This window comes from Paractinoplanes rishiriensis, assembly GCF_016862375.1.
In the GTDB taxonomy this organism is placed as follows: domain Bacteria; phylum Actinomycetota; class Actinomycetes; order Mycobacteriales; family Micromonosporaceae; genus Actinoplanes; species Actinoplanes rishiriensis.
Genome location: NZ_BOMV01000054.1, coordinates 17,470 through 37,556, shown reverse-complemented (window position 1 = coordinate 37,556; position 20,087 = coordinate 17,470). Strand labels below are relative to the sequence as shown.

19 protein-coding genes are annotated in these 20,087 nt (G+C 71.0%); 3 read left to right on the top strand and 16 right to left on the bottom strand.

Translation table 11 applies throughout. From position 1 onward, the window contains the following. The first annotated feature begins 31 nt into the window (after positions 1–31). A complete protein-coding gene (gene pgl / locus Ari01nite_RS22305; RefSeq protein ID WP_203783503.1) occupies positions 32–766 on the top strand; it encodes a 6-phosphogluconolactonase in 735 nt (244 codons plus the stop codon). Here pgl and Ari01nite_RS22300 read toward each other — a convergent pair. The 14 genes from Ari01nite_RS22300 to rsgA all read right to left on the bottom strand — a co-directional run bounded on the left by Ari01nite_RS22300 (position 763) and on the right by rsgA (position 17,366). Beyond that, the gene (locus Ari01nite_RS22300) at positions 763–1,167 is read right to left on the bottom strand and encodes a VOC family protein (RefSeq protein WP_203783502.1); all 405 of its coding nucleotides are present in this window, start codon (positions 1,165–1,167) and stop codon (positions 763–765) included. The two genes, pgl and Ari01nite_RS22300, sit on opposite strands and share 4 nt — an antisense overlap. A 14-nt stretch (positions 1,168–1,181) precedes the next feature. After that, entirely contained in the window at positions 1,182–1,523 is a 342-nt protein-coding gene (locus tag Ari01nite_RS22295; RefSeq protein WP_203783501.1) for an RNA polymerase-binding protein RbpA, read from the bottom strand. Between the two features lie 127 nt (positions 1,524–1,650). After that, positions 1,651–1,911 (bottom strand): preprotein translocase subunit SecG, encoded by a 261-nt coding sequence (gene secG / locus Ari01nite_RS22290; protein ID WP_203783500.1) that lies wholly within the window; start codon positions 1,909–1,911, stop codon positions 1,651–1,653. 84 nt (positions 1,912–1,995) lie between these two features. Then, positions 1,996–2,787 carry a triose-phosphate isomerase gene (tpiA, locus tag Ari01nite_RS22285; RefSeq protein ID WP_203783499.1) on the bottom strand — a complete coding sequence of 264 codons (792 nt, stop codon included), beginning with the start codon at positions 2,785–2,787 and terminating at the stop codon, positions 1,996–1,998. Next, the gene (locus Ari01nite_RS22280; RefSeq protein WP_203783498.1) at positions 2,787–3,983 is read right to left on the bottom strand and encodes a phosphoglycerate kinase; all 1,197 of its coding nucleotides are present in this window, start codon (positions 3,981–3,983) and stop codon (positions 2,787–2,789) included. Before Ari01nite_RS22280 ends, tpiA begins: the two co-directional genes overlap by 1 nt. Positions 3,984–3,989: 6 nt before the next feature. After that, positions 3,990–4,985 (bottom strand): type I glyceraldehyde-3-phosphate dehydrogenase, encoded by a 996-nt coding sequence (gene gap, locus Ari01nite_RS22275; protein ID WP_203783497.1) that lies wholly within the window; start codon positions 4,983–4,985, stop codon positions 3,990–3,992. Between the two features lie 425 nt (positions 4,986–5,410). Continuing rightward, positions 5,411–6,391 (bottom strand): DNA-binding protein WhiA, encoded by a 981-nt coding sequence (gene whiA / locus Ari01nite_RS22270; RefSeq protein ID WP_203783491.1) that lies wholly within the window; start codon positions 6,389–6,391, stop codon positions 5,411–5,413. 57 nt (positions 6,392–6,448) lie between these two features. Beyond that, positions 6,449–7,447, bottom strand: coding sequence for a gluconeogenesis factor YvcK family protein (locus tag Ari01nite_RS22265; RefSeq protein ID WP_203783488.1), 999 nt, complete (start codon positions 7,445–7,447; stop codon positions 6,449–6,451). Continuing rightward, a complete protein-coding gene (gene rapZ, locus Ari01nite_RS22260; RefSeq protein ID WP_438872217.1) occupies positions 7,444–8,358 on the bottom strand; it encodes an RNase adapter RapZ in 915 nt (304 codons plus the stop codon). Before rapZ ends, Ari01nite_RS22265 begins: the two co-directional genes overlap by 4 nt. Positions 8,359–8,479: 121 nt before the next feature. Beyond that, positions 8,480–10,465, bottom strand: a complete 1,986-nt coding sequence (gene uvrC / locus Ari01nite_RS22255) for an excinuclease ABC subunit UvrC (RefSeq protein ID WP_203783479.1) — start codon at positions 10,463–10,465, stop codon at positions 8,480–8,482. A 96-nt stretch (positions 10,466–10,561) separates the two neighbouring features. Next, entirely contained in the window at positions 10,562–11,119 is a 558-nt protein-coding gene (locus tag Ari01nite_RS22250; protein WP_203783476.1) for a Rieske (2Fe-2S) protein, read from the bottom strand. 252 nt (positions 11,120–11,371) lie between these two features. After that, positions 11,372–14,329 (bottom strand): excinuclease ABC subunit UvrA, encoded by a 2,958-nt coding sequence (gene uvrA, locus Ari01nite_RS22245; protein ID WP_203783473.1) that lies wholly within the window; start codon positions 14,327–14,329, stop codon positions 11,372–11,374. Positions 14,330–14,513: 184 nt separating this feature from the next. Continuing rightward, positions 14,514–16,304, bottom strand: coding sequence for a hypothetical protein (locus Ari01nite_RS22240; RefSeq protein WP_203783465.1), 1,791 nt, complete (start codon positions 16,302–16,304; stop codon positions 14,514–14,516). A gap of 24 nt (positions 16,305–16,328) precedes the next feature. Continuing rightward, positions 16,329–17,366, bottom strand: a complete 1,038-nt coding sequence (gene rsgA / locus Ari01nite_RS22235) for a ribosome small subunit-dependent GTPase A (protein ID WP_203783463.1) — start codon at positions 17,364–17,366, stop codon at positions 16,329–16,331. Positions 17,367–17,547: 181 nt separating this feature from the next. Between rsgA and Ari01nite_RS22230 the strand changes: the two genes are divergently transcribed. Further along, positions 17,548–18,252: a maleylpyruvate isomerase family mycothiol-dependent enzyme gene (locus Ari01nite_RS22230; RefSeq protein ID WP_203783454.1), complete on the top strand. Its 705-nt coding sequence runs from the start codon at positions 17,548–17,550 to the stop codon at positions 18,250–18,252. After that, on the top strand, positions 18,252–18,896 hold the full coding sequence (locus Ari01nite_RS22225) for an MBL fold metallo-hydrolase (RefSeq protein WP_203783452.1): 645 nt from the start codon (positions 18,252–18,254) through the stop codon (positions 18,894–18,896). The genes Ari01nite_RS22230 and Ari01nite_RS22225 overlap by 1 nt, the downstream gene beginning before the upstream one ends. A gap of 18 nt (positions 18,897–18,914) precedes the next feature. On the opposite strand, the gene Ari01nite_RS22220 is transcribed toward Ari01nite_RS22225, so the two are convergent. Then, on the bottom strand, positions 18,915–19,568 hold the full coding sequence (locus Ari01nite_RS22220) for a hypothetical protein (protein WP_203783450.1): 654 nt from the start codon (positions 19,566–19,568) through the stop codon (positions 18,915–18,917). Beyond that, a complete protein-coding gene (locus Ari01nite_RS22215; protein WP_203783448.1) occupies positions 19,565–20,083 on the bottom strand; it encodes a SigE family RNA polymerase sigma factor in 519 nt (172 codons plus the stop codon). The genes Ari01nite_RS22220 and Ari01nite_RS22215 overlap by 4 nt, the downstream gene beginning before the upstream one ends. Positions 20,084–20,087 lie beyond the last annotated feature (4 nt).

Genomic DNA, 20,087 nt, shown 5'->3' with positions numbered 1-20,087 from the left:
CCGGTCGCCATTTCAAGGAGATGAGAGCCCCGTGAGCAAGACCCTGGTCGTGGTGGTGCCCGACGCGGATGTGCTGGCCGCCACCGTGGCTTCCCGGCTGGTCAGCAAGATCGTGGACGCCCAGGCGGAACGCGGCACGGCCGGCATCGTGCTGACCGGCGGCCGGATCGCCGCCAAGGTGCTGCGGACCGTCAAGGACCTGCCGACCGCGGCCGCCATCGACTGGTCGCACGTCGACCTGTGGTGGGGCGACGAGCGGTTCCTGCCGGCCGGCCACGCCGACCGCAACGAGACCCAGGCCCGCGCCGCCCTGCTGGACGAACTGCCGCTGGACCGGGCCCGGGTGCACCCGATGCCAGCCACCGACGGCCCGGACGGCGACGACGCCACCGCGGCGGCCGCCCGCTACGCCGAGGAGTTGAAGATCGGCGGGGCCGACCTGCCGCCGATCGACGTGCTGATGCTCGGCGTCGGCGAGGACGGGCACGTGGCGTCCCTGTTTCCCGAGCACCCGGTGCTCAACGACACGAGCGGGACGACGGCCGCCGTCTTCGACAGCCCCAAGCCGCCGCCCACTCGCATCACGCTGACCATGCCGACCATCCAGAGCGCCGACGAGGTGTGGCTGATCGCCGCGGGACCGGACAAGACCGACTCGGTGGGTGCCGCGCTCAACGGCGACAAGGCGCTGCCGGCCGCACATGCCGTCGGCCGCACCAGGACGTACTGGCTGCTCGACCAGGCCGCAGCGGCGAAGATTCCCTAACGCCGCGAGATCTGCTGCACGGCCCAGCCGTTGCCGTCCGGGTCGTCGAAGAACAGGAAGCCCACGTTGTCCAGGGGGTGCGGCACCGGCCGCGGGTTGGCGCCCACCACCTGGACTTCACCCACCTCGAGGCCGCGCTCCAGCAGTTCGGCGCGCGCCGCCTCGATGTCCGGGACGACCAGTTGCAGGCCCTTGAGCGAGCCGGGTGCCATGTCGGGCACCGCGCCCTTGCCGATGACGATCGAGCAGCCGCTGCCCGGCGGGGTGAGCTGCACGATCCGGATGTCGTCGTTGATGACCGTGTCGTGGTCGACCGCGAAGCCGAGCTTGTCGGCGTAGAAGGCCTTGGCCCGGTCGATGTCGGCGACCGGGACCACGACCACTTCAAGCGTCCAGTTCATCGGCCCATGGTGGCCTATTCGCCGCGGCGCTGCCGCACCTTGGCGAGTGCCTCAGCGAGAATTTTCGCCGCGTCCTCGTCGCTGCGGCGTTCTTTCACGTACGCCAGATGCGACTTGTAGGGCTCGGCCCGCAACCGGCCGGGCGGGTTCTCCCCGTCCAGGCCGGCCGGCTGACCACAGCGCGGGCAGTCCCACGTCTCCGGCGCCGGCGCGTCAGCCGCGAAGCGAATCTGGCTGGCGTGGCCGGCGGCGCAGAAGTAGGTCACCTCCCGGCGTGGGGCGGGTTCGCTGCGCTCGTCGGGGCGCATCGGGCTGGACCCGACGCGACTGCCGCGGATCGCACTGCCACTGGACACGGACGTCACTCCTGTCTCGAGGGGCGCTGTAAAGACGGCCGGAAATATAGCCGTAACAAGGGCAAAAGAAACGCCACGCGCCCGGCAGAACCGGACGCGCGGCAGATTCTACGACTATTGCGGTCGGTCAGGAAGCAGCAGGTAGGGCAAGCCGCAGCCAGAGTCCAAGACCCACGATGCAGGCGAACCAGACAATGCCCACCAGGACCGTGTAGCGGTCGAGGTTTTTCTCCGCCACTGACGAACCGGCGAGGCTCGAGGTGACGCCACCGCCGAACATGCTCGACATGCCGCCGCCCTTGCCGCGGTGCAGCAGGACCAGCAGGGTCAGCAGAACACTGCTGATCACCAGCAACACGATCATCGTGTACGCGAACCACATCGGCATGATCGGTTCATTCCTCTCGAAGGACAGACAGCCGCACAACAATAGCGCGTGCCCGGTCGACGTCAGCGACCGGGCACACGGGCGTCAGCGCGCGATGTGCTCGCGGTAGCGGACCATGGAAGCGAACTCCTCGGCGTCCAGACTCGCACCGCCGACAAGAGCACCGTCGATGTCTGGCTGAGCCATGATCGACGCGATGTTGGCCGACTTCACCGAGCCGCCGTACTGGATCCGGATCGCGTCGGCGATCTCGGCACCGTACTTCTCGGCGAGCCGGGCCCGGATGGCGCCGCAGACCTCCTGGGCGTCCTCCGGGGTCGCGGTCTTGCCGGTGCCGATCGCCCAGACCGGCTCGTACGCGATCACGACCTGCTTGACCTGCTCGGGCTTGAGCCCGGCCAGGCCGGCGTCCAGCTGGGCGGTGCAGTGCGCGACGTGGGTGCCCTCCTCGCGGATCGGCAGGCCCTCGCCCACGCACAGGATCGGCGTGAGGTTGCTCGCGAAGGCGGCCTTCACCTTCGCGTTGACCAGTTCGTCGCTCTCCTCGTGGTACTCACGGCGCTCGGAGTGCCCGGCCAGCACGTAGGAGCAGCCGAGCTTCTCCAGCATCGAGCCGGCGATCTCACCGGTGTACGCGCCGCCCTTGTGCCGCGAGATGTCCTGCGCGCCGTAGACGATGCTCAGCTTGTCGCCGTCCACCGCGGTCTGCACGGTGCGCAGGTCGGTGAACGGCGGCAGGACGGCCACCTCGACGTCGGCAAGCTGCTGCTCGGTGAGGCTCGCGGCCAGCTTCTGCACCAGCAGGTTCGCCTCGAAGTGGTTGAGGTTCATCTTCCAGTTGCCGGCGATGATCGGCCGGCGGGTGTTCTCCGCCATCACTTCTCCAAGGCTTCGACGCCGGGCAGCTTCTTGCCCTCGAGGTACTCCAGGGAGGCGCCGCCGCCGGTGGAGATGTGGCCGAACGCGGACTCGTCGAGGCCGAGCGTGCGCACCGCCGCCGCCGAGTCGCCGCCGCCGACCACCGAGAACCCGTCGATCTTGGTGATGGCCTCGGCCACGCCCCGGGTGCCGGCCGCGAACGGCGCCAGCTCGAAGACGCCCATCGGCCCGTTCCAGAAGACCGTCTTCGCCGACGAGATCGCCTCGGCGAACAGCGCCACCGACTTGGGCCCGATGTCGAGCCCCAGCCGATCGGCCGGGATTCCTGAAATGTCCGTAATATCGGATGAGGCCTCCGCCGCGAACTCCGTCGCGGCCACGACGTCGACGGGCAGCACGATCCGCCCATCAGCCTGCGCGAGGAGATCGGCACAGGTGGAGATCATTTCCGCCTCGAGCAGCGACTTGCCGACCTCGTGCCCCTGCGCCTTGAGGAACGTGAAGCACATCCCCCCGCCGACCAGCAGCTTGTCGACCTTGGGCAGCAGCGCCTGGATCACCGCCAGCTTGTCGGACACCTTCGAGCCGCCGAGCACGACCACATAGGGCTGCTCCGGGCTCTCCGAGACCTTCTTGAGGACCTCGACCTCGCGCAGGACCAGCCGGCCCGCGTAGTGCGGCAGGACGGCCGGCACGTCGAAGACCGAGGCGTGCTTGCGGTGCACGGCGCCGAAAGCGTCATCCACGTAGAAGTCGGCGAAACCGGCGAGCTGAGCCGCGAATGCCGCCCGAACCGCGTCGTCCTTCGAGGTCTCGCCCTCGTTGAACCGCAGGTTTTCCAGCAGCAGCACCTCGCCGCCGGCCAGCGCGCCCACCTTGGCGGCAGCGTCCGGGCCGACCGTGTCGGAGGCGAAGATCACCGGCGAGCTGAGCAGCTCGCCCAGGCGGGTGGCGACGGGCTGGAGCGTGTATTTCGGGTCTGGGGCACCCTTCGGCCGCCCCAGGTGCGAGCAGACGATCACGCGGGCACCCGCGTCCCGCAGCGCCACCAGCGTCGGCAGCACCGCTCGGGCGCGGCCGTCGTCGCTGATCACGCCAGGGTGGGCTTTGTCGAACGGGACGTTCAGGTCGGCGCGTACCAGCACGCGCCGACCCGACACACCCTCGCCGAGCAGGTCGTCGAGAGTCTTCACGACGCGTCAGCCGACCAGCTTGACCAGGTCGACGAGGCGGTTCGAGTAGCCCCACTCGTTGTCGTACCAGCCGACGACCTTGACCTGGTTGCCGATCACCTTGGTGAGGCCGGCGTCGAAGATGCAGGACGCCGGGTCGGTGACGATGTCGGCCGAGACGATCTCGTCCTCGGTGTAGACCAGGATGCCCTTGAGCGGGCCGTCCGCCGCCGCCTTGATCGCCGCGTTGACCTCCTCGACCGAGGTGTCCCGGGCCGCGGTGAAGGTCAGGTCGGTAGCCGAGCCGGTCGGGATCGGCACCCGCAGCGCGAAGCCGTCCAGCTTGCCCTTGAGCTCCGGCAGCACCAGGCTGACGGCCTTGGCGGCACCGGTCGAGGTCGGCACGATGTTGAGCGCGGCGGCGCGGGCCCGGCGCAGGTCCTTGTGCGGGCCGTCCTGCAGGTTCTGGTCCTGCGTGTAGGCGTGGATCGTGGTCATCAGACCCTTGTCGATCCCGATCGTGTCGTTGAGCACCTTGGCCATCGGCGCGAGGCAGTTGGTGGTGCAGGACGCGTTCGAGATGACCGTGTGCTTCTCGGCGTCGTACAGGTTGTCGTTGACGCCCATCACGATCGTGATGTCCTCGTTCTTGGCCGGCGCCGAGATGATGACCTTCTTGGCCCCGTTGTCGGCGTGCACCTTGGCCTTGGTGGCGTCGGTGAAGAAGCCGGTCGACTCGATCACCACGTCGGCGCCGACGTCGGCCCACTTGAGGTTGGCCGGGTCACGGTCGGCGAACGCCTTGAAGGTCTTGCCACCCACGGTGATCTCGTCGGCGGTGGCCTTCACCTCGTGCGGCAGCCGGCCCAGGATTGAGTCGTACTTGAGCAGGTGCGCAAGGGTCGCGTTGTCGGTGAGGTCGTTGACCCCGACGATCTCGATGTCCGCGCCGGAGGCGAGTACCGCCCGGAAGAAGTTGCGTCCGATACGGCCGAAGCCGTTGATGCCAACCCGGATGGTCACAGGTGGATCTCCTCGTTTCGGTCCGCCGGGTTTAGTCGACCGGCGGAGGGTCTGCGCGCCGACCTGTCGCTGGGCCGGCGTAAGGGCGTCCGGCCGCCGCGCCCGGCTGAGGAGGCGCCGCGCCTGACTGGCGGCGTCACGGCGCGGGTCGGCCGAGCTGCCGGCACCGTCGCCGTCACCACGACCCTATCCGAGCCACCACCCGCCCCGAGCGCCGGGTGGGTGACCTCACGGTGCGCAACTCCGGTCACCCCGAGTTAATCAAAACCCCACTTCAAGGCCATGAAAGTACGGGCAAACTGAACTCCCCCGGTGGACAGCGCGGCCACCTGCCACGCATGGCCGCAGCGCGCGCTGCGGCCATGCGGCCGTCCCGCCGGGCGGACCAGTCAGGTTCCGCCCCGCTGGTCCCCACCCGATCGTGCTTAGCAGGCCATCATCTCCGGGGTGACGGCCGCCTCGGTGTCCGGGATGCCCAGGTCACGGGCCCGCTTGTCGGCCAGGGCGAGCAACCGGCGGATGCGGCCGGCGATCGCGTCCTTGGTCAGCGGCGGGTCGGCCAGCGCGCCGAGTTCCTCAAGGGACGCCTGGCGATGCTCGAGGCGCAACTGGCCGGCCGAGGTCAGGTGGTTGGGCGCCTCGTCGGCCAGGATCTCCAGAGCGCGGGTGACCCGGGCGGCCGCGGCCACCGCGGCGCGGGCCGAGCGGCGCAGGTTGGCGTCGTCGAAGTTGGCCAGCCGGTTGGCGGTGGCCCGGACCTCGCGGCGGACCCGGCGCTCCTCCCAGGCCAGCACGCTGGCGTGCGCGCCGATCCGGGTGAGCAGGGCGGAGATCGCGTCACCGTCCTTGATCACCACCCGGTCGACGCCGCGCACCTCGCGCTCCTTGGCGGTGATGCCGATCCGGCGGGCGGCGCCGCGCAGGGCCAGGGCCGCCTCCGGGCCGGGGCAGGTGATCTCGAGGGCGCTGGAGCGGCCCGGCTCGGTCAGCGAGCCGTGCGCCATGAACGCGCCACGCCACGCCGCCACCGCGCAGCAGACGTTGGCCGAGACCACGTGCGGGGGCAGGCCGCGCACCGGGCGGCCGCGCACGTCGAGCAGACCGGTCTGGCGGGCCAGCGCCTCACCGTCCTTGACGATCCGGACGATGTAGTGGCTGCCCTTGCGCAGGCCGCCGGAGGCCAGCACGTGCACCTCGCTGGGGTAGCCGTACACGTCCGCGATCTCGCGCCGCAGGCGCCGGGCGACCGCGCCGGTGTCCAGTTCGGCCTCGACCACCACCCGGCCGGACACGATGTGCAGGCCGCCGGCGAAACGCAGCAGCGAGGCCATCTCCGCCCGGCGGCAGCACGGCTTGGGCACGTCGACCCGGCTCAGCTCGTCCTTGACCGCTGCCGTCATAGCCATCCTGTTGTCACCTCATGCGCCGGATCTTGAACAGTGTGTGCCGCAGTACGCCTGTGCTTAACGAGCGGCGCCCAATACTGGCACCAGTGCAACGCCCAACGACTCAGGATCATGCCTGGGGCTGCCGTCCGCAACGGCCAGGGGTGCCAATACGAGACGCGCGCCCAGGGTCTCCGCGGCCCGGTGCACCGGCTCCGGCTCGCCCACCCACTTGGCGTCGGCCAGCACCGTGTCGATCCGGATGCCGGGCAGATACCACTGCAGCGCGGCCAGGTGGTCGGCCACCGACAGGCCCAGGGTCTCGTTGTCGGTGGCCAGGTTGAGCGTGACCAGCCGGCGCGCCGGACTGGCCAGGATGGCCGCCGCCAGGCCGGGCACCAGCAGGTGCGGCAGCACGCTGGTGTACCAGCTGCCCGGCCCGAAGATCAGCCAGTCGGCGGTGTGCACCGCGTCCACCGCCTGCGGGCAGGTGGGCGGGTCGGCCGGTGCGATCCGGACCGCTTCGACGTGCCCGAACGCCACCGCCACGGCGTGTTGTCCGCGCACCGTGACCACCTCGCCGGGGCGGTCCGGGTCGGCGCCGATCACGTCGGCCTCGATGCCGACCGCGTGCCGGGCCATCGGCAGCACCCGGCCCCGGGCGCCGACCATGGCGGCGGCGTGGTCGAGCGCGGCCACCGGATCGCCGAGCATCTCCATGAGACCGAGCAGCACCAGGTTGCCGACCGCGTGCCCGGCGAGCAACTCGTCGCCGGCGCTGCTGCCCTCGGACATCGCCGCGAACCGGTATTGCAGCAGGCTCGCGGTGCGCTTGCAGGTAGGGTCGTCGGCGGCCAGCGCAGCGAGCGCCTGCCGCAGGTCGCCGGGCGGCAGCAGCGCGTCGCGTTCGGCGCGCAGCCGGCCGCTGGAGCCGCCGTCGTCGCCGACCGTGACGATCGCGGTGATGTCCATCTCGACGTCGCGGGCGCAGTGCCGCAGGCCGCGGAGCGTGGCGGCGAGACCGTGCCCGCCGCCGAACGCGACCACCCGGACCGGCCGGGCCGGTGGCGCCGTCACTCCCGCCCCAGGTCGCGGTGCGAGGAGTGGGCCGACAGCCGCATGTCGCGCAGCTGGGCGGTCAGCTCCTCGGTGATCGCGACGCTGCGGTGTTTGCCGCCGGTGCAGCCGACGGCCACGGTCAGGTAGCGCTTGCCCTCGCGCTCGAACCCCGGCGCCGTCGCCGCGATCAGTCCCGCGTACGTGCTCAGGAAGTCGTGCGCACCCTCCTGGCCCAGGACGTACGAGCTCACGCCCTCCTCGAGGCCGGTGTGGTCGCGCAGATCGGGCACCCAGAACGGGTTGGGCAGGAACCGGGCGTCGAGAACGTAGTCGGCGTCCGGCGGCAGGCCGTACTTGAAGCCGAAGGACAGCACGGTGATCCGCAGCTTGCGGACGTCCTCGCCGCCGAACAGCTCCTCGACCCGGCGCCGCAGCTGATTCACGTTCAGGTGGCTGGTGTCGATGATCACATCGGCCTGGTCGCGGGCCTCCTCGAGCAGCTTGCGCTCGGCCGCGATGCCGTCGGCCAGCCGGCCGTCGCCCTGCAGCGGGTGCGACCGGCGCACCGACTCGAACCGGCGGATCAGCACCTCGTCGTCGGCGTCGACGAACACCACCCGCGGCGAGAAGCCCCGGTCCTTGAGCGCGCGGACCGCGCCGGCCAGGTCGGTGGAGAAGGCCCGGCTGCGCACGTCCAGCACCATGGCCGTACGCCGGGCGGCGCCGCCGGCCTGGAAGGCGAGCTGGGCCATGTCGAGCATCAGCGCCTGCGGAAGGTTGTCGACCACGTAGAAGCCGACGTTTTCCAGCGCGCGGGCCACCGTGCTGCGCCCGCCGCCGGACAGGCCGGTCACGACCACCAGGTCGGTGGTCAGCTCGTCCGGGTCCACCGCGTCCTCGGGAAACTGAGGCTGGGGGAACTCCGGCATCGACTCCGTCACGAACGCCTCCCGCGTCGCTTCGCCCGCACTTCGCCGGGCGGGCTGAAGCCAATCATCCTAGGCCGACCGCATCCGACCGGTCCGCCGGTCCGGATGCCCGTTTTCCGATTCACTTATCATCCTCGGTGCCAGCAGCTCCGTCCGGGCTGGAACGGGCCGGGTTGAGGGCCGGGTTGAGGGCGGCGAGCAGGGCCTCGGCGGTGCGGCGGCCGATGCCGGGCACCTCGGCGATCTCCTCGGGGGTGGCCGCGGACAGCCTTTTCAGCGACCCGAAGTGGCGCAGCAGCGCCTTGCGCCGGGTCTCGCCGAGGCCGGGCACGGTGTCGAGCGCGGACGCCGTCATCCGCTTGGAGCGGCGCTGCCGGTGGAACGTGATGGCGAACCGGTGGGCCTCGTCGCGCACCCGCTGGAGCAGATAGAGCGCCTCGGAGGTGCGCGGCAGGATGACCGGGAAGTCGTCGCCGGGCAGCCACACCTCCTCGAGCCGCTTGGCCAGGCCGCACAGCGCCACGTCGGTGATGCCCAGGTCGGACAGCACCGCGGCGACCGCGTTGACCTGCGGCTGTCCACCGTCCACGACGACCAGTTGCGGCGGGTACGCGAAGCGGCGCGGCTTGCCGGTGAGCGGGTCGATGCCGGGGAGCTCGCCGGGCGCGTCCGGTGCCTCCTCGGCCGGCACCGGCGCCTCCGAGGCCTTGTAACGGGCGAAGCGGCGGCGCATCACCTCGCTCATCGCGGACAGGTCGTCGGTGCCGCTGCCGTCCGGGTTGCCGCGCACCGCGAACCGGCGGTATTCGCTCTTGCGCGCCAGGCCGTCCTCGAAGACCACCATGGACGCCACCACGTCGGTGCCCTGGATCTGCGACACGTCGAAGCACTCGATGCGCAGCGGCGCGGTGTCCATGCCGAGCGCCTCGGCGATCTCGTCGAGCGCCTTGCTCCGGGTGGTCAGGTCGCCGGCCCGGCGCAGCTTGTGCCGTTGCAGGGCCTCGCCGGCGTTGCGGGCCACCGTCTCCATCAGAGCGCGCTTGTCGCCGCGCTGCGGGATGCGCAACTGCACCCGGCTGCCGCGGTGGTCGGTCAGCCAGTCGGCCAGCGCCGCGGCGTCGTCGGGCAGGGCCGGCACCAGCAGCTCGCGCGGCACGTCACCCTCCCCTTCGGAGCCGCCGTACATCTGGCTGCAGAAGTGGTGCACCAGATCGCCGGTGGTGAGGTCCTCCACCTTTTCCACCACCCAGCCGCGCTGGCCGCGGACCCGGCCGCCGCGGACGTGGAAGACCTGGACGGCCGCCTCCAGCGGGTCCTCGGCGAACGCGACCACGTCGGCGTCGGTGCCGTCGCCCAGCACCACCGTCTGCTTTTCCATCGCCCGGCGCAGGGCCGCGATGTCGTCACGCAGCCGGGCCGCCCGCTCGAACTCCAGCTCGGCGGACGCGTCCAGCATCTCGCGCTCGAGCCGCTTGACGAACGTGTCGGTGCGGCCGGCCATGAAGTCGCAGAAGTCGTCGACGATCTGCCGGTGTTCGTCGGCCGAGACCCGGTCGACGCACGGCGCCGAGCACTTGCCGATGTATCCCAGCAGGCACGGACGGCCGATCTGGCCGGCCCGCTTGAACACCCCGGACGAACAGGTGCGCGCCGGAAAGACCCGCAGCAGCAGGTCGAGCGTCTCGCGGATGGCCCAGGCGTGCGAGTACGGGCCGAAGTAGCGCACGCCCTTGCGCTTGGCGCCGCGCATCACCTGGAGCCGGGGGTATTCCTCGTTGAGGGTGACCGCGAGGAACGGGTACGACTTGTCGTCGCGGTACTTCACGTTGAAGCGCGGATCGAATTCCTTGATCCAGGAGAACTCGAGCTGGAGCGCCTCCACCTCGGTCCCGACCGTGACCCAGTCCACACTGGCCGCGGTGGTCACCATCTGTTGCGTGCGGGCGTGCAGCGACCAGGTGTCGGCGAAGTAGGAATTCAGCCGGTTCCGCAGGTTTTTGGCCTTGCCGACGTAGACGACGCGGCCGGTCGGGTCGCGGAAACGATAGACGCCGGGCGACTCCGGAATGGTCCCGGGGAGCGGCCGGTAGCTGGTCGGGTCTGGCACGGCCTCAACAGTAGTGCGGGGGACTGACATGATTGTCCGACCGGAGGTCCGTTGCCGCCGCCACGGCGTCGGGCCTCCGGCCGGAAGTCAGCGGGATCAGGCCTTGACGATGTTGTCGCCGTCGACGACGACCTTGGTCTCGGCCAGGGCCTTGTTGGCCGGCCCGGCGGTCGGCTCGCCGGTCTCGATGGAAAATTTGCTGTTGTGACACGGGCAGGTGATCACCCCGGCGTCGACCTTGCTGACGTCGCAGCCGGCGTGCGTGCACACCTTGCTGAACGCCTTGAACGTGCCGGCCGTGGGCTGGGTGATCACCAGGTCGCCCTTGATCACGCCGCCGCCCTCGGGCACGTCGGCCACCAGCGCCAGCGCGCCGCCCCCACCGCCCGAGTCGCCACCGCCCGAGTCGCCGCCACCCGAGTCGCCGCCGCTCGCGCTGCCGTCGGCGCCCGCGCTGCCGGCCGGGGCGGGTTCGTCGCTGAAGTCCTCGCCGTTGGTGTTGCCCGAGTTGCTCGTGCCGCAGGCCGCCAGGACCGCGGTGGCGCCCGCTGCGCCCGCGCCCAGCAGCACGAACCGGCGCGTGGAGCGCGTGCCCGGACGGCCCGTCTCCTCGGCGGGGAGCTCAGTATCGGTCGTCGGCTGCACGTCTGTCATCGGTTAGCCCTCCAGTGCCTCGACCGCATGAGTGGTCACACGGCGTCAATGTCGTATACGCGCTCGCGGCTGCCCTGGTTCAGGCGCATCGCGAAATTATCCGTCCCAGGGACGGCGTCTTGTAGGTCTTTGTTGGTCTTTGCCCGGCGGCGCAACGGCACCTTTACCGGAACGACGCCGCCCGGCCGAGGATAAGATTCCGACCGGGCGTCGTAGCTATGAGTTACCTGAGACTCTGCTGGACTCCGGGTGTCAGACGGTCGCCCGAGCCCGCGAGCGGGTGGCCCGCGGCTTGCTGCCGGCGGCCGGCGCACCGTTGGCCTTGGCCGCCCGGGCCACCGCCGCGGCCGCGCCGGCCGGCTCGCCGGTGAGGCCCAGCATGTGCCGCAGGAATCCGCCGGTGTGACTCTCGGCCACCTCGGCCACCTCCTCGGGGCGGCCCGTGGCCAGCACCAGCCCGCCCTTGCTGCCGCCCTCGGGACCCATGTCGATCAGCCAGTCGGCCGTCTTGATCACGTCGAGGTTGTGCTCGATGGTGATCACCGTGTTGCCCTTGTCGACCAGGCCGTTGAGCACCAGCAGCAGCTTGCGGATGTCCTCGAAGTGCAGGCCGGTGGTCGGCTCGTCGAGCACGTAGACGGTGCGGCCGGTGGACCGCTTCTGCAACTCGGAGGCGAGCTTGACGCGCTGCGCCTCGCCACCGGACAGGGTCGGCGCCGGCTGGCCCAGCCGAACGTACCCGAGGCCGACGTCGACCAGGGTCTTGAGATGCCGGTGGATGGCCGGGATCGGCTCGAAGAAGCCGGCCGCCTCCTCGATCGGCATCTCCAGCACCTCGGAGATGGTCTTACCCTTGTAGTGCACCTCGAGCGTCTCCCGGTTGTATCGGGCGCCCTTGCACACCTCGCACGGGACGTAGACGTCCGGCAGGAAGTTCATCTCGATCTTGATGGTGCCGTCGCCGGCGCAGTTCTCGCAGCGGCCGCCCTTGACGTTGAACGAGAACCGGCCCGGGCCGTACCCGCGCACCTTGGCCTCGGTGGTCTCGGCGAACAGCTTGCGGATGTTGTCGAACACGCCGGTGTAGGTAGCCGGGTTGGACCGCGGGGTGCGGCCGATCGGCGACTGGTCGACGCCCACCACCTTGTCGACGTGCTCGAGCCCGGTGATCCGGGTGTGCCGGCCGGGCACCATCCGGGCGCCGTTGACCTGGTTGGCGAGCACCGTGTAGAGGATGTCGTTGACCAGGGTGGACTTGCCCGAGCCGCTCACCCCGGTGACCGCGATGAACTGGCCCAGCGGGAAGTCGACCGTGAGGTTGCGCAGGTTGTGCTCGCGGGCGCCCTGCACCACCAGCTCGCGCCCGGCGGTCTGCGGCCGCCGGGTGGCCGGGGTGGGGATCACCCTGCGCCCGGACAGGTAGGCGCCGGTCGGCGATTGCTCGTTGGCCAGCAGGCCCTCGACCGAACCGCTGTGCACGATCTGGCCGCCGTGCTCGCCGGCGCCCGGGCCGATGTCGACGATCCAGTCCGCGGTGCGGATGGTGTCCTCGTCGTGCTCCACCACGATCAGCGTGTTACCCAGGTTGCGCAGCCGCACCAGGGTCTCGATCAGCCGGTGGTTGTCGCGCTGGTGCAGGCCGATCGACGGCTCGTCCAGCACGTAGAGGACGCCGACCAGGCCGGAGCCGATCTGGGTGGCGAGCCGGATACGCTGCGCCTCGCCGCCGGACAGGGTGCCGGCGCCGCGGTCGAGCGACAGATAGTCGAGGCCGACGTCGACCAGGAACCGGAGCCGGGCGTTGATCTCCTTGAGCACCCGCTCGGCGATCATCTTCTGCCGGTCGTCGAGCTCGACCGAGGCCAGCAGCTCGGCGCACTCCCCCACCGACAGGTTGCACACGTCGGCGATGCTCTTGCCGGCGATCGTCACGGCCAGCACCTCGGGCTTGAGCCGGGCCCCGCCGCACTGCGGGCAGGGCACGTCGCGCATGTAGCCTTCGTACTTGTCTCTCGACCAGTCACTGTCGGTGTCGTTGTGCCGCCGCTCGATCCACTGCACCACGCCCTCGAAGCCGGTGTAGTAGGAGCGCTCGCGGCCGTACTTGTTGCGGTAGCGGACGTGGACCTGGTCCTCCGCGCCGTACAGGATGGTCTTCTGCGCGCGGGCCGGCAGTTGCCGCCACGGCGAGTCGACCGAGAACTTCTCGGCCTCGGCGAGCGCCTCCAGCAGCCGCATGAAGTATTCCATCGTCTGCCCGCCGGACCAGGGCTGGATCGCGCCCTCACGGATCGACCGCTCCACGTCCGGGACGATCAGCTCGGGGTCGACCTCCTTCTTGGTGCCCAGGCCGCTGCACTCGGGGCAGGCGCCGTACGGCGCGTTGAACGAGAAGACCCGGGGTTCGAGGTCCTCGATCGCGAGCGGGTGGTCGTTGGGGCAGGCCAGGTGCTCGGAGAAGCGGCGCTCGCGGCCCGGGTCGTCGTCCGGCAGGTCGACGAAGTCGAGCAGCACGATGCCGCCGGACAGGCCGAGCGCGGACTCGACCGAGTCGGTGAGGCGCTGCTTGCTGGCCGCCTTGACGCTGAGCCGGTCGACCACCACCTCGATGGTGTGCTTCTCCTGCTTCTTGAGCTTGGGCGGCTCGGTGAGCGGGTGCACCACGCCGTCGACCCGGGCCCGGGCGTAGCCCTTGGCCTGCAACTCGGCGAAGAGGTCGACGTACTCGCCTTTGCGGCCGCGGATCACCGGGGCGAGCACCATGAACCGGGTGCCCTCGTCCATCGCCAACACCCGGTCGACGATCTGCTGCGGGGTCTGCCGGCTGATCCGCTCGCCGCAGACCGGGCAGTGCGGGATGCCGGTGCGCGCGAACAGCAGACGCAGGTAGTCGTAGACCTCGGTGATCGTGCCCACGGTCGAGCGTGGGTTGCGCGACGTCGACTTCTGGTCGATCGACACGGCCGGCGACAGGCCCTCGATGAAGTCGACGTCGGGCTTGTCCATCTGCCCGAGGAACTGCCGCGCGTACGACGACAGCGACTCGACGTACCGGCGCTGCCCCTCGGCGAAGATCGTGTCGAACGCGAGGCTGGACTTGCCCGAACCGGACAGGCCGGTGAACACGATCATCGCGTCGCGGGGCAGGTCAAGGTTGACGTCACGCAGGTTGTGTTCGCGCGCGCCTCGAATAGTCAAACGGTCGGCCACCAGCCAGCCTCTCCGAACATGTGTATGAGTCGAGCAGAGCCGCGGACACTCTAGCCAGGGGGTGTGACAAGTTTTGCCCCCGGCCGCCCCGTTCAAGCCCAGCGCCTGGCACATGACGCACATTCCCGCAGATCGGAGGGGGCTTTTTACCTCTTTAGGGTGGCGGGTGGGGCGGTTGGATGGGTCACCCGGGCGGGGGGACCGCTAAATACCGTACGTCCCACAGCCGGACGCCGCCCACCTCGCGCGACGGGCCCAGCGCGTCGGTCAGCGTGGCCAGCACCGCGTCCCCGTTGCGGCTGCCCGGCACCAGCACCACCACGGCGGCCCGCCAATAAATCAGGTCGGCCTCGATCCGCCGCCGGTCGGTGGTGGTCAGGTCGGGCCGGAGCCCGTACTGGCGCACCCGCCACAGCAGGTCGGTGGTGAACCGGCGGGGCGCGTTCCACGATCCGGTCAGGTCGCCGGGCGGATTCGCCGGGCCCATGAAGTACCCGCGTGGCGTGCGCACGTCCAGCCGGGTCAGCGCCGACCAGCGCACCCCGGCCCGGCCGGTGGTCACCTCGGGCAGTGGCACCGGCACCAGGGTGCGGTCCTCGGACACGTACCCACGCCACATGCCCTGGCTGATGAACGCGGGCAGCGGGTCGGCCGGCACCACCGGCAGCGGCTTGGGCGCGAGCGGCACCAGCGCCAGCACCAGGCCGACACGGAACCAGCGGCGGCGCCGCTCGGGCAGGTCCCCGGCCCGGTCGGTGGCCAGCGCCAGCAGCACGCCGGCGACGGTGGCGGCCACCATGGCGAACCGGGTCACGCTCACCAGGTCGATGATCGGCAGGTGACTGACCAGGCCGAACGGCAGCGGGATCGGGGTCTGGTGGTTGGCCACCCGCAGCCACGGGCCCATCGACACGACCAGCAGCACCAGGCCGGCGATCGCGGTGGCCCGGGCCGCCACCGAGCGCCAGAGCATGATCACCGAGACCACGATCATGACGAGCCCGGCCGGGCCGAAGAACGTGTTCTCCTCGGTCGCGCTCACGCTCAGCTTCTCGGCCAGCGCCGCGTTGCCGGCCAGCGACTGACGGGCGAACGCCGGCAGCGAGAGCAGGTCGGTGACGTACTTCTCGGGCAGGAACGGCTGGCCCTCGTAGTGCTGCGGGCCGTAGAACTGCACGTACAGCGGATAGGCCAGCAGGACGACCGCCACCCCGGCCGCGACACCGAGCCCGGCCAGATAGCGCGGCACCAGCGCCAGGCTCTCCCGTCGCGCCATGATCCCGTACGCGAGTACGAAAACCGCCAGGGTGAGCGCGGTGAACAGGAGGATCTCCTCGTTCACGAACACCTGGAGCACGATCAGCAGGCCCAGGATCACGCCGCCGCGCCACACCCGGCCCGGCTCGCGCAGCCGCAGCACCTGCCACACGATGAACGGCACCACGAACTGGCTCACGAAGTTCACGTGGCCGTTGGCGTGCGAGATCATGGTCGGCGCGAAACCGCACCACAGGCCGCCGACCCAGGCCGCGACCCGGCTGGTCACCAGGTGCCGCGACAGCACCCAGTACCAGGCCGCCGCGGTGCCGGCCAGGCCCAGGGTGAGCGCCAGCACCAGCGCCACGGCCGGGCCGAGGAAGTGGGTGACCGGCGCGAGCGGCACGCCGACGGCCAGCACCGAGGTGTTGGCCATCATGTTCACGCCGTCCGGCACGTTGATCCGGTCGGTGAAGAACGGGTTGTCGCCGTGGAACAGCACCCGCTCGCCGTGCTGGAGGAAGAACAGGAAGACGCCGTGGTCGTCCTCGTTGAGCGAGAGCACCCGGCCGTCCGGGTCGCGCCACAGCCGGCTCAGCGCGAGCACGGCCAACGCGAGGTAGCTGAGCAGCGACCACAGATCGGCGCGGCGGGTCACCGGAGCCGGCGCAGCCGAGGGGACAGCCGGCTGTTCGACAACCTCGTCCACCGCACGCACCGGTGCATTCTTGCAGAGGCGCGCTCAGGGCCGCCGTCGGCGGTGACCGGCCAGACCGGCCAGCCGGGCCGACTGGCGCGCGCTCTCCACCTCGACCTCGCGCTGCAGTTTGCGCCAGCTGTCCAGGCGGCGCGGCGACAGTGTGCCGTCGGCCACGGCCGCGGTGACCGCGCAGCCGGGTTCGGCCCGGTGCCGGCAGTCGCCGAAGCGGCACAGCGCCGCCAGGTCGGCGATGTCGGCGAACGCCCGGTCCAGTCCGGAGGCGTTGTCGAGCAGGCCGACGCCCCGGATGCCCGGGGTGTCCACCACGGCACCGCCGCCGGGCAACGGCACGAGATTGCGGTACGCGGTGGTGTGCCGGCCCTTGCCGTCGGCGTCCCGGATCGCCTGCACCGGCATCACGGCGGTGCCGGCCAGCGCGTTGACCAGTGTCGACTTGCCGGCTCCGGAGCGGCCCAGCAGTGCCAGGGTGCGGCCGGGTACCACGTACGGCCGCAATTGATCGACGCCGGGCTCGGCCCGCACGCTCACCGCAACCACCGGTACGCCCGGCGCGAGCTCGGCGAGCTGCCGGGCCACCGCCTCCGGATCCGCCGCCGTGTCGCTCTTGGTGAGCACGACCACAGGTTTGGCGCCCGACTCCCAGGCCAGCGCGAGCAGGCGCTCGACCCGGGGCGCGTCGGGTGCCGGGTGCATCGGCTCGACCACCGCGACCGAGTCCATGTTGGCGGCCAGCAACTGACCCGAGGCGTCCTTGTCGGACGTGCGGCGGATCAGCGCGGTGCGCCGCGGCAGCACCGCCTCGACCGTGATCCGGCGATCGGGCCACCGCCGCAGCGCCACCCAGTCACCGGTGCCGGGCAGGTTGACCGGGTCCTGGGCGGCGGCGAGCAGCACGTTGCCGGCCAGACTGGCGCGGGTGACGCCGGACGCGGCCAGCACGGTGCAGACACCGCGGTCGACGCGCAGCACCCGGCCGGGACACGCGTCGGAACGGTCGAAGGGACGGTACGCGGATACGAAGAAGTCGTCCCAGCCGAGCCGGGACAGGTCGTGCGACATAGGAACCCTTTGCGGAAGGGGAGGGCGCCGGGTCAGGCGCTGGCCTCCTGGTGAAGGGACGCGGTAATGAGGAACGGCACGTTCTCCACCTCCTTCACGAAGACGATCTGCGCGTCTGGCACCGACGGTACGGTCCGCACTACCCGAGCGAAAGCGAATTCTCTGCCACTAGGGTTGGGTGGTGACGATGGATCCGCTGGTCCTGCTAACCGACGTCGACCGCGCCACCGAGGCCCTGTGCCGTACGGCCGCCGACCTGGACCCGGCCGCCGTGGCCACGCCGTCGCTGCTGCCCGGGTGGACGGTCGGCCACGTGCTCACCCATGTGGCGCGCAACGCCGACGCGTACACCAATCTGTTGACCTGGGCCCGCACCGGCGTCGAGACCCCGGCCTACGCCTCCACCGAGGCCCGCAACGCGGCGATCGAGGAGGGGTCCGGCCGCCCGCTGCGCGAGCAGATCGAAGACATCCGGGCCGCGCACGAGCGGTTCGCCGACGCCGGCGCCGCGATGCCGGCCGCCGCGTGGACGTTCCACCTCGACTTTCTCGGCCAGTCCGCGGCCGCGGTGCCGTGGGCGCGGCTGCGCGAGGTCGAGGTGCACCACGTCGACCTCGGCGCCGGCTACACGTTCGGCGACTGGTCGGACGCCTTCGCGCTGCGCCTGCTCCGCGAGATCGTCACCGGTGCCTCCGCCGAGTGGCCCGCGATGGTGCTGCGCCCGTACGGCACCGACCATCCGCTGACGATCGGCAAGGCGGACGAACCGCCGGTGGTCGGCGGGCCCACCAAGTCGCTCGCGGCGTGGCTGGCCGGCCGCGCCGCCGGCGGTGACCTGACCGTCTCGCCGGACGGCGAGCTCCCGACACCAGTGAGGTGGAAGTGATGACCTACACCGGAGACGTGACCAAGGGCGGCCCGGCCGCGGTGCGCACCCTCGACCAGCTGACCATCAGCAAGGTCTCGGTCGGCCCCATGGACAACAACGCCTACCTGCTGCGCAGCGGCGACGAGCAGGTCCTGATCGACGCGGCCAACGACGCCGACACGCTGATCGCGTTGATCGGCTCGGGCGGGCTGAGCACGGTGGTGACCACGCACCGGCACGGTGACCACTGGCAGGCCCTGGAGGACGTGGTCGAGGCCACCGGCGCCCGGTCGCTGGCGCACGCGGCCGACGCCGTGGAGATCCCGGTGGTCACCGACACGCTGACCGAGGGCGACACGGTCAAGGTCGGCGACTGCACGCTCGAGGTGATCCACCTGGTCGGCCACACGCCCGGCTCGATCGCCCTGCTCTACCGCGACCCGGCCGGCACCGCGCACCTGTGGACCGGCGACTCGCTCTTCCCCGGCGGGCACGGCAAGACGATCCGGCCCGAGGACCACATCTCGCTGATGGACGACCTGGAGGCCAAGGTGTTCGGCCAGCTCGGCGACGACACCTGGTTCTACCCGGGCCACGGCAAAGACTCGACGCTCGGCGCCGAGCGGCCGCATCTGGCCGAGTGGCGGGAGCGGGGCTGGTAGGCCCCGCCCCCGGCGGCGTCAGCCGCGGCCCTGCTGGGCCTCCTTGGTCACGGTGATGCCGTCGGCGAACTCGACCATGCTCTCCGCCGTCCAGCCGCGCGCGTCCCAGATCTGCACCAGCATCCAGATCCCGTTCGGCTGCTTCACCCACAGGTTGCGGGTGTGACCGGGGTCGTCCGGGTCGTTGATCACGCCCGGCTTGCCGCCCACCGTGACGTTCTGGCCGGTCGGGGTGGACTTGTCGTCGGCCGACTGGAGCATGACCGCGATCTTGCCGACGAAGCTGTCCGGGTGCTGGTCCTTGATGCCGATCGGGGCGATGGTGAGCGCACCCGGGCTGACGCCCTGCACCTCCCAGCCGTCCGGCACCTTGTCGATGGTGAAGCCCTTGGGCTGCTCACCCTTGTAGGCGACGAGCTTGGTGGCCACGGTCTGCGGCGCGACCGGGGCGACGGCCTCCGGCTTCGGCTGGGGACTGGCACCGCCGCTGGTGCCGTAGGCGACCGCGGCGGCGATGGCGGCCACCGCGAAGACGGACGCGCCCACCTGCTGCACGGCCCGGCGGCGGCGCAGCGCCCGCTTGCCACGGGCCAGGTCGGCGTCGATCTGGGCCGGGGACGGCACGACGGCCGGCCCCGCGATGGTGTCGAGACGGTCGTGCAGATTGGTCATCGGATGACTCCAGTCAGGGGAAGTTCGGTCGGCGCCAGGACGGTCCGCAGCCGGTCGAGGGCCCGGGCCGTCTGGCTTTTCACCGTGCCTTCGGAGCACCCGAGGGCGTCGGCGGTGTCGGCGACGTCAAGGTCGTAGAAGTAGCGGAACACCAGGGCGGCCCGCATCCGCGGCGGCAGTTCCCGCAGCGCGAGACGCAGGCCGTCGCTGCGGTCGTCCGGGTCCGGCTCGGCGTGCGGCCGGTCCGGCAGGTCGGCCACCGGCCGTTCGTGGCGGCGCCACCACCGGCGTTTCTCGTCGGTGAGTGCGTTCACCAGGGTCCGGCGCAGGTATCCCTCCGGGTTGTCGGCCCGCCGGAACGCCGGCCAGGCCACGTACAACTTCGTCAGGGTGGACTGCACCAGATCCTCGGCGAGGTGCGCATCACCCGCGGTCAGCAGCGTGGCAGTCCGCACCAGTCCGGCGCGGTGGCTGAGCACGAAGCTGTGGAACTGCTCGTCACGCTCGTTCGTCACGTGC

Excerpts from the sequence above, each read along its gene's own strand:
- Ari01nite_RS22220 (WP_203783450.1), bottom strand. The coding sequence starts at position 19,568 with ATGACCAATCTGCACGACCGTCTCGACACCATCGCGGGGCCGGCCGTC.
- rsgA (WP_203783463.1), bottom strand. The coding sequence starts at position 17,366 with ATGTCGCACGACCTGTCCCGGCTCGGCTGGGACGACTTCTTCGTATCC.
- secG (WP_203783500.1), bottom strand. The coding sequence starts at position 1,911 with ATGCCGATGTGGTTCGCGTACACGATGATCGTGTTGCTGGTGATCAGC.
- rapZ (WP_438872217.1), bottom strand. The coding sequence starts at position 8,358 with ATGCCGGAGTTCCCCCAGCCTCAGTTTCCCGAGGACGCGGTGGACCCG.
- tpiA (WP_203783499.1), bottom strand. The coding sequence starts at position 2,787 with ATGGCGGAGAACACCCGCCGGCCGATCATCGCCGGCAACTGGAAGATG.
- Ari01nite_RS22250 (WP_203783476.1), bottom strand. The coding sequence starts at position 11,119 with ATGACAGACGTGCAGCCGACGACCGATACTGAGCTCCCCGCCGAGGAG.
- Ari01nite_RS22225 (WP_203783452.1), top strand. The coding sequence starts at position 18,252 with ATGACCTACACCGGAGACGTGACCAAGGGCGGCCCGGCCGCGGTGCGC.
- Ari01nite_RS22300 (WP_203783502.1), bottom strand. The coding sequence starts at position 1,167 with ATGAACTGGACGCTTGAAGTGGTCGTGGTCCCGGTCGCCGACATCGAC.
- whiA (WP_203783491.1), bottom strand. The coding sequence starts at position 6,391 with ATGGCTATGACGGCAGCGGTCAAGGACGAGCTGAGCCGGGTCGACGTG.